Annotated in this window: 15 protein-coding genes; 2 read left to right on the top strand and 13 right to left on the bottom strand. The window is 62.8% G+C overall.

Annotated features, from left to right (window positions below):
• Positions 1 to 5: 5 nt before the first annotated feature.
• Positions 6 to 893, bottom strand: a complete 888-nt coding sequence (locus AC6I97_RS08780; protein ID WP_497944692.1) for an ABC transporter permease — start codon at positions 891 to 893, stop codon at positions 6 to 8.
• Entirely contained in the window at positions 890 to 1,981 is a 1,092-nt protein-coding gene (locus AC6I97_RS08775) for a sugar phosphate isomerase/epimerase family protein (RefSeq protein ID WP_497944691.1), read from the bottom strand. Before AC6I97_RS08775 ends, AC6I97_RS08780 begins: the two co-directional genes overlap by 4 nt.
• A gap of 98 nt (positions 1,982 to 2,079) precedes the next feature.
• On the opposite strand from AC6I97_RS08775, the gene AC6I97_RS08770 reads away from it, so the two are divergent.
• Complete coding sequence (locus AC6I97_RS08770; RefSeq protein ID WP_497944690.1) at positions 2,080 to 2,757, top strand: FadR/GntR family transcriptional regulator; 678 nt, start codon at positions 2,080 to 2,082, stop codon at positions 2,755 to 2,757.
• The gene (locus AC6I97_RS08765) at positions 2,754 to 4,214 is read left to right on the top strand and encodes a chlorohydrolase family protein (protein WP_497944689.1); all 1,461 of its coding nucleotides are present in this window, start codon (positions 2,754 to 2,756) and stop codon (positions 4,212 to 4,214) included. The genes AC6I97_RS08770 and AC6I97_RS08765 overlap by 4 nt, the downstream gene beginning before the upstream one ends.
• A gap of 38 nt (positions 4,215 to 4,252) precedes the next feature.
• On the opposite strand, the gene map is transcribed toward AC6I97_RS08765, so the two are convergent.
• The 11 genes from map to rpsE form a co-directional block, all read right to left on the bottom strand.
• The gene (gene map, locus AC6I97_RS08760) at positions 4,253 to 5,080 is read right to left on the bottom strand and encodes a type I methionyl aminopeptidase (protein WP_497944688.1); all 828 of its coding nucleotides are present in this window, start codon (positions 5,078 to 5,080) and stop codon (positions 4,253 to 4,255) included.
• A 33-nt stretch (positions 5,081 to 5,113) separates the two neighbouring features.
• The gene (locus tag AC6I97_RS08755) at positions 5,114 to 6,025 is read right to left on the bottom strand and encodes an NAD-dependent epimerase/dehydratase family protein (protein WP_497944687.1); all 912 of its coding nucleotides are present in this window, start codon (positions 6,023 to 6,025) and stop codon (positions 5,114 to 5,116) included.
• A 13-nt stretch (positions 6,026 to 6,038) separates the two neighbouring features.
• Entirely contained in the window at positions 6,039 to 7,796 is a 1,758-nt protein-coding gene (locus tag AC6I97_RS08750; protein ID WP_497944686.1) for a class I adenylate-forming enzyme family protein, read from the bottom strand.
• The gene (locus AC6I97_RS08745) at positions 7,789 to 8,961 is read right to left on the bottom strand and encodes a cytochrome P450 (RefSeq protein ID WP_497944685.1); all 1,173 of its coding nucleotides are present in this window, start codon (positions 8,959 to 8,961) and stop codon (positions 7,789 to 7,791) included. Before AC6I97_RS08745 ends, AC6I97_RS08750 begins: the two co-directional genes overlap by 8 nt.
• A gap of 52 nt (positions 8,962 to 9,013) precedes the next feature.
• Positions 9,014 to 9,802, bottom strand: a complete 789-nt coding sequence (locus tag AC6I97_RS08740) for a glycosyltransferase family 2 protein (protein WP_497944684.1) — start codon at positions 9,800 to 9,802, stop codon at positions 9,014 to 9,016.
• The gene (locus AC6I97_RS08735; protein WP_497944683.1) at positions 9,799 to 10,854 is read right to left on the bottom strand and encodes a 3-oxoacyl-ACP synthase III family protein; all 1,056 of its coding nucleotides are present in this window, start codon (positions 10,852 to 10,854) and stop codon (positions 9,799 to 9,801) included. Before AC6I97_RS08735 ends, AC6I97_RS08740 begins: the two co-directional genes overlap by 4 nt.
• Before the next feature lie 110 nt (positions 10,855 to 10,964).
• Positions 10,965 to 11,534 (bottom strand): adenylate kinase, encoded by a 570-nt coding sequence (locus AC6I97_RS08730; protein ID WP_224091119.1) that lies wholly within the window; start codon positions 11,532 to 11,534, stop codon positions 10,965 to 10,967.
• A gap of 5 nt (positions 11,535 to 11,539) precedes the next feature.
• Positions 11,540 to 12,850: a preprotein translocase subunit SecY gene (gene secY / locus AC6I97_RS08725; RefSeq protein ID WP_497944682.1), complete on the bottom strand. Its 1,311-nt coding sequence runs from the start codon at positions 12,848 to 12,850 to the stop codon at positions 11,540 to 11,542.
• Between the two features lie 186 nt (positions 12,851 to 13,036).
• Positions 13,037 to 13,519: a 50S ribosomal protein L15 gene (rplO, locus tag AC6I97_RS08720; protein WP_224164997.1), complete on the bottom strand. Its 483-nt coding sequence runs from the start codon at positions 13,517 to 13,519 to the stop codon at positions 13,037 to 13,039.
• Positions 13,519 to 13,725, bottom strand: a complete 207-nt coding sequence (gene rpmD / locus AC6I97_RS08715) for a 50S ribosomal protein L30 (RefSeq protein ID WP_216925092.1) — start codon at positions 13,723 to 13,725, stop codon at positions 13,519 to 13,521. Before rpmD ends, rplO begins: the two co-directional genes overlap by 1 nt.
• A 2-nt stretch (positions 13,726 to 13,727) precedes the next feature.
• On the bottom strand, positions 13,728 to 14,399 hold the full coding sequence (gene rpsE / locus AC6I97_RS08710) for a 30S ribosomal protein S5 (RefSeq protein WP_216925200.1): 672 nt from the start codon (positions 14,397 to 14,399) through the stop codon (positions 13,728 to 13,730).
• Positions 14,400 to 14,416: the final 17 nt, after the last annotated feature.

Below are 14,416 nucleotides of genomic sequence, written 5' to 3'. Positions count from 1 at the left end.
GAGCCTCACTTCGCCTGGATGAATTCGCCGCGGGGATCCAGGACTTCACGGGCCCTGTCCGCGATGACTGTGGTGAGGGTGACTGCAATCAGCAGCCCCAAGCCCGGGAACCCGGCGATCCACCACTGCCCCGTCAGGAAGAACTGCTGGCCTTCGGTGATCATTTCGCCCCATTCTGCGGTGGGCGGCTGGGCCCCCAGCCCGAGGTACCCAAGAGCTGCCAAGGACAGCACGGCGGCCCCGAACACGGCTGCCATTTGCAGGATCATGATGGGTATCAGGTGGGGCAGCACATGCCGGAACAACACCCTGGCCGGGTGGGCGCCGATCGCCATGGTGGAACGGATGAAGTCCTGCCCATAGAGGCGCATCACTTCGCCCCGGAGGGTTCGCATGTACCACGGGAAGGAGTGCAGCGAGAGCCCAATGACCGCCGCAGTAACACCGGGTTTGAGTGCCATCGCAATGGCCATGGCTAGCAAGAGCGCCGGGAAGCAGAGGATGGAATTGGTGAGCCAGGTGAAGACCGTGTCCACCCAGCCGCGCATTGAACCGGCCAGGAGCGCGGTCACGCAACCCACCATTGCACCGATCACGGCAATTGCAAGTCCGGCGAGGATCGAGGTCTGACCACCGGCCAGGAAACGGGCCAGCACGTCACGGCCCGTGTCATCGGTACCCATGGGGTGGGCGAAACTCGGGGCTTGGAGGACCGCACCGAGGTTGATGGCATCGGCCTGGAGCCGCCAAAGCAGCGGACCAAGCAGCGTCACTACAACAAGGGCGGCCAAGAGGGACAGGGTGAGGGTGAGCTTCCGATCGCGCTTGAGGAAGCTTCTGAAAGGTCGGCGCCTGGGCGCTGCAATAACCTGCGGGGCGACTATCGCTGTCATGAGAGTCCTTCCTCTCCGGAAAGGATCGCGGCCGGAGACGCAATGCCGGCACCGATCGATGTGAGGATTTGCCGCAACGTTGCGGCGCTGATGAGCAATTGCTGGCGGCGCTCGGCGGGCGTAGGGTCCTCGTCCCAATCGGCAAGCGCTGGGATGTCCCCCCGTGCCACACCGTCGTGCGTTAGCATGCCTAGCCGGGCCAACTGTCCGACCCCTTCGGCGTCAAGGTGGGGCTCATGGCGGAACCATGAACGGTCGAAAATTGGTGTGTCGAACTTTCCACGATGCTGTTCCACGGTGAAATCGCGCACTCCGGCGGCCAGTAGGCTTCCAAGCAGCTCTTTCCAGTCCAGGACGCCTCCGCCTACGGCGCGCAGCCGGCGGCGGTACCCATGCGGGACCTGGAAAAGAACAACATCTTCGAGATGGGTCATCCGGATGGAGGGTCCCAGGGCTCTGGCCACTTCGTGAGGGTCTTCCGCACGCACCACGAGGTTCGCCACATCAAGTCCGATGCTGAAGACGGCCGGGTCCAGGCTCTCCACCAAGGACAGGACCTCCGTTGAGGCGAGGTCCTCGTGGGTCTTCACGTTGACCCGCACGTTGTGGTCCCGGGCCTGTTCTGCCAGGGACTGGAGGTTTGCCCGAATCATCCGGAGCTGTGCAGGGTGGTCAAGAAAGCGGCCCTGATCCGCCATGCCCTCCCGCACCGACCGCGTGTACACGAAGAACTCCTTGAGGCCGAGTTCCAGACCACGTGCCAAGGACTTGCTCAGTTCGCGTCGGATCGCTGCTGGTTCGCCCACAGGACCGGCGCATCCGAGTCCGAGTTGGAGTTCGACGCCGGCGCGCCCGGCTTCCGCCGCTACCTCGTCCAAGGAGTCCGGCATCTCGCCCGAAAGTTCCGCGGTGATGTTGTTGAGCACGACGAGTGTGAAGCCGTCCTCAATCGCCTGCCGCAGGGAAGCAAGCAGTGGGAGCTCCTCCATTCCCGGGTAGCGCGTGAACTGGACACCGAGGCGGACGCCTCGGAAATCGTCGTCTTGTAAAGACCTCAAGCCATGGGTTTGTTGTGTGATCTGGGTCATGCTCAACAAGGTACACTCGTAAGACGTCTTACGAAAGGGTGGATTTTGGAACTTCGATGTGAGACGCTTCGTGGACGTAGGAAAACTGAGGGGGCACCATGGCGGTGAACGGCAAACGCAGTGTGGTCGACGAAGCAATCGATGACATCCGTCATCGGATTCGCCAGGGCGAATGGGGTCTGGGCGACCGGATTCCGCCCGAACCCGAGCTCGGCAGGGCTTTGGGGCTGAGCCGCGCTCCCTTGCGCGAAGCTCTCCGTGCGCTGGTGCACGCCGGGCTCCTCGTGACCCGGCAAGGCGACGGGACCTTCGTTGCAGCAGTCGATGAACAGGAGATCGCCCTTCGAAAAGGCTTCCAGGACGCGGACCCTTTCGAGGCGGTCGAGGTCCGGCGAAGCCTGGACGTGCCGGCCGCTGCTTTGGCCGCGCAACGCCGGGACCAGGCAGACCTGGACAAGCTCCAGGACGCCCTTGACCGCCGTCGTGCTGCCGCCGAATCACGGGACGATGACGGCTTCCGGGAGGCCGACATCGACTTCCACCGTGCTGTGGTTGATGCCGCACACAACCAACTCCTGGCTGGCATCTACGGTTCGCTGGCCGCCAGCATCGACGGTTCCTGGACCTCCCCCGCAGGCTTGGACCGTGCCGCAAGCACAGGACATGACCATCACGACGACCTCTTCGAAGCCATCCGCGATGGCTCAGTGCAAGACGCGATGCTCGTGGCCGGGACCATCCTGGACAACCAGGCGTCCGATCTGGAGAACAAGTGATCACACGCGTCAAGGCGGCGTTCGTGATCGGCTACGCGGACGGCGACCACTGCATCATGCCTGATGCCGAACTGGTCCACGACGACGGAACCATCCTGTTCGTGGGCCGGGACTACGACGGGCGTGTGGACGTTGAGATTAACGCCGGGCAAGCCGTTGTGTCCCCTGGTTTCATCGACCTCAACGCGCTGGCGGACATCGACCACGCAATCTTCGATTCCTGGCCGGATGCCTCCCGCCGCCTGGGTCTGATGTGGTCTGAGGAATACCTTAAGGACCACGGAGCCGTCTTTACCCGGGAGCAAGCACGTTTCCGACGCGAATTCGCTCTATCCCAACTGGTCCGCAACGGCATCACCACCCTTATGCCCATCGCCTCGGAGAGCTATCACGAATGGTGCGAGGACTACCAGGACATGGCGGACACAGCCGGGGCTGTGGAGGCGATTGGCCTCCGCGCCTACTTGGGCCCGAGCTACCGCACAGCCGTCCCCTACACGGATGGCAGCAATGCGCTGCTCCACGAGGACGAACGGCGCGGCCTGGACGGACTTGAGGATGCCATCCGCTTCGCCCAGGATTTCGAAGGACGTGCCGGCGGGCTGATCAACACGGCTTTGCTTCCTTCGCGCATAGAGACCCAGACCGAACAAACATTGCGCCTGACCCGCAAGGCAGCGGACGAACTGGGTATTCCGGTCCGCCTGCACGCCGCACAGGGGCTTTTCGAAATAGAAACCATGATTGCCCGCACCGGCAAGCGTTCCCTGCCCTACCTCGCGGATCTGGGCTTCCTCAGCGGGAAGACCTTCATTCCCCATGCATGGACGGTTCCGGGGCATCCACTCATGCCCGAGGCCTTCGGCACCGGGGATGACCTCCAACTGCTCGCGGAATCCGGCGCGAGTGTCCTGCTGTGTCCCATTCCGATGGCCCACTATGGCGGCATGCTGGACAACTATGACTCTTACCGCGAAAGGGGCATCCGGGTAGTGCTGGGGACGGACTCCGCCCCGCCAAACATGATCCGCGCCATGGATCTGGCCATGGGTATGACCAAGTCGGTCACGGGCGACCGCACAAGCGCCCAGGCTGCGGATCTCTTCCGATCAGCCACCCTGGACCCGGCAGAAGCGCTGGGGCGTACGGATCTCGGCCGTCTGGCGGCTGGAGCCCAGGCAGACTACTTTGTTCTGGATCTGGCTGGCCAGCACATCGGACCGTATGGCGACCCCATCCGCACCATGGTGATGAACGCCGATGGCCGTGACATCTCGCGCGTCGTGGTGGCCGGCCGCACCATCGTCGAGGATGGTGAAGTAGTCACCGTCGACACCACCGGTTACCGTGCGCGCGCACAGGAATTCCTGGACCAATACATCGCTTCACTGAGCGTCTCGGACCATGCCAAGCGGCCAACGCACCAACTGCTCCCACCCAGTTTCCCATTGCTCTGAGCCGGCGCAGCACGCCGACCGGGAGCCGGCCCGCCCGGTTACGGGATCGGGACGGGCACGACGCCGAGCGGCGCCAACTGCTCGGCGCCTCCGTCCGGGGCGGACAGGACCCAGATGCCCTTTTCGTGCACGGCCACCGAGTGTTCCCACTGGCAGGAGCGCTTGCCGTCGGTGGTGACAACAGTCCAGTCATCATCCAGGGTGGCAGTCTCGATGCCACCGCGCACCAGCATGGGTTCAATGGCGAGGCACAGTCCCGGGCGGATCTTCGGGCCGCGGTGATTGGTGCGGTAATTCAGGACGTCGGGGGCCATATGCATTTCCGAACCGATGCCGTGGCCCACATAGTCTTCCAGGATGCCCAAGGGCTTGCCGGGGACGGAAGAAACGTAGTCATCAATCGCATTGCCGATGTCGCCGACGAACTTGCCCTTGGCCAGCGCGGCAATCCCTCGCCACATGGCGGTCTCAGTGACATCCGAGAGGCGCTGGTCCTCAGGGTCTGCCGTGCCAACGATGACAGTGCGGGCGGAGTCCGAGTGCCATCCGTCCACGATGCAGCCGCCGTCGATGGAAATAATGTCGCCATCGTTGAGGACACGGTTTCCTGGGATGCCGTGGACCACTTCCTCGTTCACTGACGTGCAGATGGTGGCGGGAAAGCCGTGGTAACCAAGGAAGTTTGACTTGGCCCCGGCGTCATTCAGGACTGCCGCGAAAACGTCGTCGAGGTCCTTGGTGGTGACGCCTGCCTTGGCCGCCGCAACGGCAGCGTCAAGGGCACGGCTGAGGACCAATCCGGCCTCGTGCATCTTGCGCATTTGCTCGTTGGTTTTGTACTCGATGCGGGGCTGACCGAACGCCATGTTCTCCTCTGGATGGTTTGCTGTAGGAGCCCATCAGGCCCCGTGCTCCAACCATTTTCCCGCATCGGAGAGCGTGGTCGAAATTGGTTCGATTCCCAGCTCTTCCCGGAGCCGGTCCAAACGGTAGGTTCTGTCCCGTCCGAGCTGGCTGACGGCGTAGCGCGTGAGGCGTGGTGCCCGGCCGGAAACGCGGGCAACGGCTTCGGAAATGCCGGCAAGTGCCATGGCGGCAGGCTCCGGAATGTACCTGATACCCGCCCCGGCGTGGCCAGTAACAGCAAGTACCTTCCTCAACACGGTCCCAAGCTCCACAGGCTCCGCGTCGGCCACGTTGATGGCTCCTCGGGCATCGGACTGGCAAGCTGCCAGCGCTGCCTCTGTCAGGTTGTCAACATGCGTGAGCTGATGACGAATACCGGTATGGCCCACGGTGAGGAGCCGTCCGTGGCGTACGTTGCTGATCAGGCGCGGCATCAGCGTCCGATCGCCCGGTCCATAAACTCCGTGTGGCCGAAGAACCACGGCATTGCGATGCCGTCGGGCCTCCACGTCGGCGAGCGCCTTGCTGCTTGCGTAGGCGTTGAGGTGGCGCACAGCCACCTCAACTTCCCCGCGGTTGGTACAGGGCTCCCACCACGGGTAGACGCTTGAACTGGAAATGTGCACCAGCCGAGTTGTTGGGTAGGCCTCAACCACGGCACGGGTACCCAGCACATTCGTGCGGTAGAACATGCGGGCGGCGCCCCAGTCCGCCACGTGGGCGGCGGCATGGACCACCGCGTCCACGGCCGGCATTCGGCCAGGCGGCACACCCGTTAGGTCCCAATACGTCAGCCCAGGGCCTTGGCGCCGTGCGAAACGAACAACGTCCCACCCCTTAGCCTCGGCGGCAGCGGCGACTGCTCCCCCTATGAAGCCAGTGGCCCCGGTAACCGCGATTTTCACTGCGCCGCGGCCTTCACAGCGCTACGCCTTTATCAGCGGACTTGCGGGCAAATTCGCGTCGAAGCGCTTCCCGGTCCGGCTTCTTGTGGCGTCCGCCGACAGGGATGGCATCCAGGATTTCGATGTGGTCGGGGAGAGCGGATTCGTCAATCATCTCCGGGAGGACCTTGGTTAGTTTTGCTTTCAGCCCTCCGTCCGCCCCTGGGTTCCCCTGTGCAGCCACGACGGCCAGCCACACAGCTTCATCACCGATCCCGTCGGGCACCCCGACCATGACGGCCTGCTGAACTCCTGGCACGGAAGTGATCAGCGGTTCATACAGTGCAGGGTAGATGTTGGTTTTGCCCCGGATGATCATGTCCTTCTTGCGCCCGATCATCACCAAGCGCGCGGGACCGGTTCCGGGGCCTGCCGTACCGTGGTCCAGCCGCACCAGGTCTCCGGTGGCGTGCTCAATCATGGCTTCCTCACCCAGATATCCGTGACACATGTTCGGTCCCCGGGCGTACAGTTCGTGGTCCTCCCCTACCCGGATGCCGACGGCGGGCAGTGGCTCTCCGAGGAAATCGCCTTCGCCACTTCCATCCGGCGACGTAAATTCGGCATCAGCGCCGGACGCAAAGGCCAGCTTCTCCGTGCCATCGGCGACGGCAATCGGCAGCAACTCCGTCATGCCGTAGATGAGTTCGAACTCGACGCCGGGAAGCAGTGCCGTTGCCCGTTTCAGGAAGGGAGCAAGCACCGGCGCGGCCCCAAGCATTACTGTCCGCAGTGTTGCGGGGAGCGTGACGCTGCCATCCTCGACCGCATCCAGGATGGGCGCCAACTGGGACGGCACAAGGAAAAGGTGCGTCGCGCCGTCGTACGAGTCCTCTTTGCCAGCCACCGGCCCAAGCTCGCGTGCCAAGCGAAGGGGGTCGATGTGCGCTGAGAAGCCATAGCCGGGCATGGTCCAGTGCGCGCCGGCGATGAGTGCCGGCAAGCCCATCATGAGCTGCTCGGAGTGGATGCGATCGCCCTCGCCAAAGGTACAGCGCTGGCTGAGCTGCTCGAATCCTGCCCCAAGCGAACGCCGGGTGTGTACTACGCCCTTCGGCGCACCGGTGGTCCCTGACGTAAAAATGATCACTGCTTCCTGCCCGGAGGAAGCGCCCGCGGAGGGCGGAACGATATCTCTGGGAAGCGACGGACTGGCGAGTCGCTTCACCGGGGTCGCGCCTCGGGGAACACCGGGGAGCCAGAGGCCGGAATAGTAGTGCCGGACGTCCATGGCACCATAATCCGGCAGCAGCAATCCCCTCCGCCGGGCCAGAGGCAGCAGTGGGCTCCGCGTACTGAGGGCGTACAGAAGGGACTCAGAGGCAGCCCACCTCGGGGCAGCCAGCCTGGCCCGGTCATGGAAAAGCGACGGTCCGATTCCTGGATCGATGAACACTACGGAACCACCGGCGCGGACGGCCCCCAGGGCCAGGATGAACGCTGCCGGGCTGGGGCGGACCGAGAAGAGCATCCGTTCACCGGCACCAAAACCGTCATCATGGAGGTGCCGGGCCGTAGCATCTATGCCTTTGACCAATTCGCGGTAAGTGATGCTCCGTCCTGGTCGGAGCCGGCCGGGACGCCGTAGTCGCCCTGGAACATGGTTCCAGAGGGAAAATCTGCCAGGCGCCGTGATCGCGGGGCTCTCTGGCACGCGCCCGGCTGCGGCGTAGACGGCTTCGATAAGATCGGTGCCGGACGAAGTACCTTCCCACAATGCGTCATCAGGCATTGACCAGCTCCAACTTTCTGTATCCGGGAATCAGCACACCTTTGCTCACTTGCCGGGACGAGACGAGCCACGGGTGCCGGGCATACCTGTCCAGGAGCAAAGACAGCGTCGCATTGATCTCGGCCATGGCCAACGGCATGCCGATGCAAAAGTGCGGACCCGCACCGAACCACAGCTGACGCGCCTGCGGCGGGGTGGGAATCCCGGGTTCGAATCTGCCCAGGCTCTTGGAGGCGTGAACAGTCGATAGCAAAAGACGGTCCCCCGCTCGGATAGCGACTCCGCCAAGGGTGCAAGGAGAAAGAGCATCCCTCAGCATCATCGGGGACGGCACGGTGAACCGTAATGCCTCGTTCACGGCCGAGGCAACACCGGAGCGATCCTCAACCAGACCCGCAAGGCGTCCACTGTCAGCGAGCAGGGCAATCAGCCGCGGAACGAAGGACACCAGCGTCTCAGTTCCCACCATCACAAATGCGCTGATGATGCCCATGGCCTCCTCCTCGGTCATGCCGAGTGCGCGCAGCCTGCCTGGAAACGTTTGGGGGTCGCTCTTCCGGTACGCTTCCCGCGCCGGTCCTGCCAAAACCCCGACGGCGGATCTTCCCTTGGCGATCTGCCTCACCGTCAGCGTGGGGCGCCCCAGGCGGACGAGGGAAGAGATGGAAGACCCTAAATTGAAGAGTTCCCTATTGGGCAACCGGCCTGGTGCATCATCCGGCACGCCCAGCAGCCTGGAGATGACTCCCCCGGCAAGTTCCTTGACGCAGTCCACCAGATCCACGTGCCCACCTGCGTCCAGTCCGTGGTGTAAGCGGTCATGAAGCGACGCAGCCGCCGGCTCGACAATCGCCGCCACCGAGCCTGGAGTGAAGAGGTCGGCGAGCTTGCGCCGCAGCTCCCTGTGCTCCGTGCCGTCCATGTTCACCAACGCCTTTGGTCCCACTACGGGAGTCCAGAGCGCACCTGAACCCGACGGACCATTCTTGATGAACCGCTGGGTATCCATGAGAACGTCACGCACCAGTGCGGCTTCGCTGACAAGGATTCCCAGACCGGGCAAACGCATCACCGGCCGCATGCTGCCCAGCCCACGAATCGCCGGGTAGAGCAATGGATGCGCCCCCAGTTGAACACGCTGTTCCCAGCGTTCGGCCTTGCTCATGAGGCCGCTGGATATCCTGCCGCTGGGCTTTCTTCCGTTGGTTATCACGGCGTCACCGGATGTCCACGTGCTCTGGCCGGTACCGGTGGTCCGCATACCAAGCCAGGGTGTTCTTCAAACCCCAGGCTTTGACCCGCCGTGAGGAGCCGTACACCACAACATCCCGGCGCAGCGCGTAATTGCGGGTCAGCTTTCGCACGCGGTTGGACAGTGCGCGGTCTTCATGGAGGTCTTCTATGCTGGTCCTCGGGAACCCACCTGAACGGTGATACATATCTGCCGTGATCGCCATATTGCACCCTGGAAGCATCTGATAACGGCCCAGATATCCGTCACCTTTGTTGCCGGGGCGAATACGGCCGAAGAAGGATGCGATCTCAACTGCCAGGAGCATCATCCTCCGCTCCCCCGCACTGATGCCTTCATCATCACGGGGCACAAGCTGGCCGGCGATGAGTTCCAGGCCGTCGTTGAAGGCCCGGACAATCCTCGCGGTCCAATCCGGCGCAGCGAGGCAATCGGCATCCGTCCGGGCCAGCCACCTCGCGCCATGCTCCACACCGAAGCGCATGCCGGTATCCGCGGCCGCGCCCGTCCCCTTCTCGGCTTCATGGACAAGCCTGATGTCCATAGTGGGATGGGCTGCGGCGAACTCTGCCACGATCGAACAGCTGGAGTCCGTGGATCCGTTGTCTACAACCACCACCGTGAAGTCCGGGTGCTCCTGGGCCGCAAGAGAGTCCAACGTCTGCCGGACAAGCTTCTCTTCGTTCAGCATGGGCAGGGCGATGGACAGCGGCCGGGTAGGGGCCGTGCTTCCGGGATTGTGTTCCGGCGTCACAGCCGCACCACCCCCATACCCAGGCTGACGCCACCGGCGAGTCCCACCAAGGCCACAAGATCTCCCGGACCGCAGCGTCCACTGTCCACGGCGAGTTTCAATTGCAGGGGCAAGCTAACTGAGGCCAAATTTCCGAAGTCCTCTACCGAAGGAACCAGCAACTCACGCGGAACACCGGCCCGTTCCGCAAAGACCTCCCGGTACGGTGCACTCACCTGGTGCACGCAAACCACGGCGAAGTCCGTCCACTGCAGACCCAGGCCGTCCAAAGTTTCGTCCAGGACGCCGCAGCCCAAATCCAGAAAAGCGTCCTTGAGCTTCTCACCGTCCATGGTGAAATAGGTAGCTTCCGGATCGCGCGGATAAGCAGATCCACCTGCAGCCAAGGTGCCGACAGACCAGTGGCTGCTGCGGGCAGTGAAGCCCATACCAAGAATGCCTGCCGGCCCCGCCTCCAGTCCGTTCGACGCCATTGCCGCCGGACCCGCGGGTTCAAGCAACACTGCCGCACCGCCGTCGCTCATGGTGTACCCGGGAAAGCTTGACGCGAAAGTGCCAAAGTCCGGAACCCTCCAACGGACCGCCCGCGACGGCGACTCCCCCGTGACCACCAGGACCCTGGCATACCGTCCCGTGGCAATCAGGGCATCGCCCACTTCCAGGCCGTTCAGGAAACTGTTGCACGCATTCTTCACATCCATCACAGGGCAGCAAAGTCCGAGTTTGGCGGCGGCCATGTGGCCCGTAGCCGGTTCCACCATGTCCTGGCTGGCGGACGCGAAGATGAGGAGGTCTATGTCCGGGGCCTGCAGGCCACATTCAGCAAGGAGCTTCGCCGCAGCATTGGCCGCAAGGTCCGATGCTTGCTCGGAGTCTGCCATGACGCTCCGGGAGCGGATCCCGGTAACACGGGAGATCAAGCCCTTGGGTACCCGGAACCCCGGACTCGACTCACCAATACGGCGTTCGACGGCGGAAGTCTCCAGTCGCGCAGGTGGAAGGTAAACCTCCAAACCCGCAATCCTGCTGTGTCCGGAAAGAGCTGTTTGCATGCGGTTCCCCCAAAAACTGCCGCGAAACGAAAAGGGTGTGTCCCGCACCAATGGTACGGGACACACCCTTTGCTCCAGCGCCGACGATCCGGCTATGTGGAAAGCCCTCGCTAGACGGCCTTGGCCGACTCGATGGCGGTGAGAACGCGGTCGGTGACTTCGTCGATGCCGCCGATTCCGTCCACCTGCGTCAGGATGCCGCGCTCGGCATACTTGGCAACAACGGCCTCAGTCTGCTCGTGGTAGAGGTCCAGCCGGTGACGGATGACGGCCTCATTGTCGTCAGAGCGCCCGGTTTCCTTCGCACGGCCCAGCAGGCGGGACACCAGTTCTTCGTCGTCGGCAGTCAGCTGGAGCACGACGTCGAGCTCCTGCTCGCCTTCAGCGAGGATCTGGTCCAGGTAGTCGACCTGCGCGGTGGTGCGCGGGTAGCCGTCCAAAAGGAAGCCGTTCTCGACGTCGCTCTGGCTCAGGCGGTCACGAACCATGTTGTTCGTGACGCTGTCCGGAACGAAGTCCCCTGCATCCATGTATTTCTTGGCTTCAATGCCCAAAGGGGTTTCGCCCTTAACGTTGGCACGGAAGATGTCGCCGGTGGAGATGGCGACTACGCCGAGGCGCTCGGAAATCCGCTCAGCCTGCGTACCCTTACCCGAACCGGGAGGTCCAATGATCAGCATTCTCGTCATCGCAAAAGCCCTTCGTAGTGACGTTGTTGTAGCTGCGCATCAATCTGCTTGACGGTTTCCAGGCCGACACCCACCATGATCAGGATTGACGTGCCACCAAACGGGAAGTTCTGGTTGGCGTTGATCAGGACGAGTGCAACCAGCGGAATCAACGCCACGAAGCCCAGATAGAAGGCTCCCGGCAGGGTGATCCTGGAAAGCACGTACTGCAGGTAGTCCGCGGTCGGTTTACCCGCCCGGATGCCCGGAATGAACCCGCCGTACTTCTTCATGTTGTCCGACACTTCTTCAGGGTTGAAGGTGATGGCCACATAGAAGTAGGTGAAGAACACGATCATGGCGAAGTACAGCGCCATGTAGATGGGGTGGTCGCCGCGGGTGAGGTTGTTGTTGATCCACTCAACCCAGGGCGCCAGCTGCTCCCCTGGCTTCGGCTGGTTGAACTGCGCAATCAGGCCTGGCAGGTACAGCATGGAGGAAGCGAAGATGACGGGCACGACGCCGGCCATGTTCACCTTGATGGGGATGTAGGTGCTGGTGCCACCCACGGTGCGGCGTCCGATCATGCGCTTGGCATATTGGACCGGAACCCGCCGCTGGGACTGTTCCACGAAGACCACCAATGCCACCGTGAGCAGACCCACAGCCAGGACGGTGAAGAACGTTCCCGGCCCCTTGGAGGTCCAGATGGAACCCAATGATCCAGGGAAGCCTGCAGCGATGGAGGTGAAAATGAGCAGCGACATACCGTTGCCCACACCCTTTTCCGTGACGAGCTCGCCCATCCACATGATGAGGCCGGTACCGGCCGTCAGCGTGATGATGATGAGGATGGTGGTAATGATGCTCTCATCAGGAATGATCGGGAGGTTGCAGCCCGGAAGCAGCTGGCCGGAACGGGCCAAGGACACCAGGGTGGTGGCGTTCAAGAGGCCAAGCGCGATGGTGAGGTACCGGGTGTACTGGGTCAACTTCGATTGGCCCGAAGAGCCCTCTTCGTAGAGCTGCTGGAACCGGGGAATGACCACCCGGAGCAGCTGCACGATGATGCTCGCCGTGATGTAGGGCATGATGCCCAGGGCAAAGATCGAGACCTGCAGCAACGCGCCGCCGCTGAACAGGTTAACCAGCTGGTAGATGCCCTGCGAGGTGTCACCGGTGTTCAAGCATTGCTGGACATTCTGGTAGTTCACACCAGGCGAGGGGATGAAAGCTCCCAAGCGGAAGATTGTGATGATTCCCAGCGTGAACAACAACTTGCGTCGCAAATCAGGCGTCCGAAACGCCCGGCCGAATGCGCTTAGCAAGCGTCCTCCTGAGTAGAAAGTACAAGGATGTGGATGGGCTCAATGAAACCCAACAACCGAGTCTAGCTGCTTGTGACGCCGTCGTAATAATCGAGAGTCCACTTTCACGCAAAAAATCCCGGCATACGGGGCCGAAGCCCCGCATACCGGGATCTTTTTTACAACGGGCATCAGCCCCACTGGCTCTTAGAGAGCAGTGGTGCTTCCACCTGCTGCAGCAATCTTTTCAGCAGCGCTGGAAGAGAAAGCGTGGGCGGTGACGTCAACCTTGACGGTGATGTCGCCGGTGCCCAGGACCTTGACGGGCTGGTTCTTGCGAACGGCACCCTTCTCAACCAGGGACTCAACGGTGACAGCGCCACCTTCCGGGAACAGCTCGTTGAGCTTGTCCAGGTTCACAACCTGGAACTCAACCCGGAACGGGTTCTTGAAGCCGCGCAGCTTCGGCAGGCGCATGTGCAGCGGCAGCTGGCCGCCGGCAAAGCCAGCCTTTACCTGGTAGCGGGCCTTCGTACCCTTGGTACCGCGACCAGCGGTCTTACCCTTGGAGCCTTCACCACGACCAACACGGGTCTTGGTGGTCTTGGCACCCGGGGCGGGACGCAGGTGGTGGACCTTCAGAGCGTTCTGCTTCTCAGCAGCCTCTGCAGCGGTCTTGTTCTCGGCCATTACTTCGCCTCCTCTACATTCACGAGGTGCGGAACCGTGTTGAGCATTCCAACGGTCACGGCGTCGGCGTCACGGACAACAGTGTGTCCGATGCGCTTCAGGCCGAGGGACCGGAGGGTAGCCTTCTGGTTCTGCTTGGCGCCGATGACGCCCTTGATCTGGGTGATCTCCAACTTGGCGTCGGAGGGAGTCAGGTTCTTAGCCATGACTAAACACCTGCCTTCTGGTTCTGGAGCGCGCGCACCAGAGCAGCAGGAGCAACCTCGTCCAGCGGCAGGCCACGGCGGGCAGCCACCGAAGCGGGCTCTTCGAGCTGCTTCAGAGCGTCAACGGTCGCGTGAACGATGTTGATCGCGTTGGAGGAACCGAGCGACTTGGAGAGGATGTCGTGGATACCCACGCACTCCAGTACCGCGCGGACCGGACCACCGGCGATAACACCGGTACCGGCGGAAGCCGGACGCAGCAGGACAACGCCTGCAGCAGCCTCACCCTGCACACGGTGCGGGATGGTGTTGCCAACGCGGGGAACGCGGAAGAAGGACTTCTTGGCCTCTTCGACGCCCTTTGCGATAGCAGCGGGAACTTCCTTGGCCTTGCCGTAGCCGACGCCAACCATGCCGTTGCCGTCACCGACGACGACGAGTGCGGTGAAGCTGAAGCGACGACCACCCTTGACGACCTTGGCAACGCGGTTGATGGTTACAACGCGCTCTACGAACTGGCTCTTCTCGGCTTCGCGACCGCCGTCGCGGCCACCACGGCCACCACGGTCGCCGCGGCCCTGGCCACGCTCGCCGCGCTCGCCACGACGTCCGCCGCGGCGGTCGTCGGTAGCGGGTGCGGTCTCAGTTGCTTCAGCAGCTACAGCTTCAGTCACCTGAATGTCCTTTTCGT

It is taken from the genome of Arthrobacter sp. TmtSoilC48, from assembly GCF_059739425.1.
This window is presented reverse-complemented; position numbering and strand designations above follow the sequence as displayed.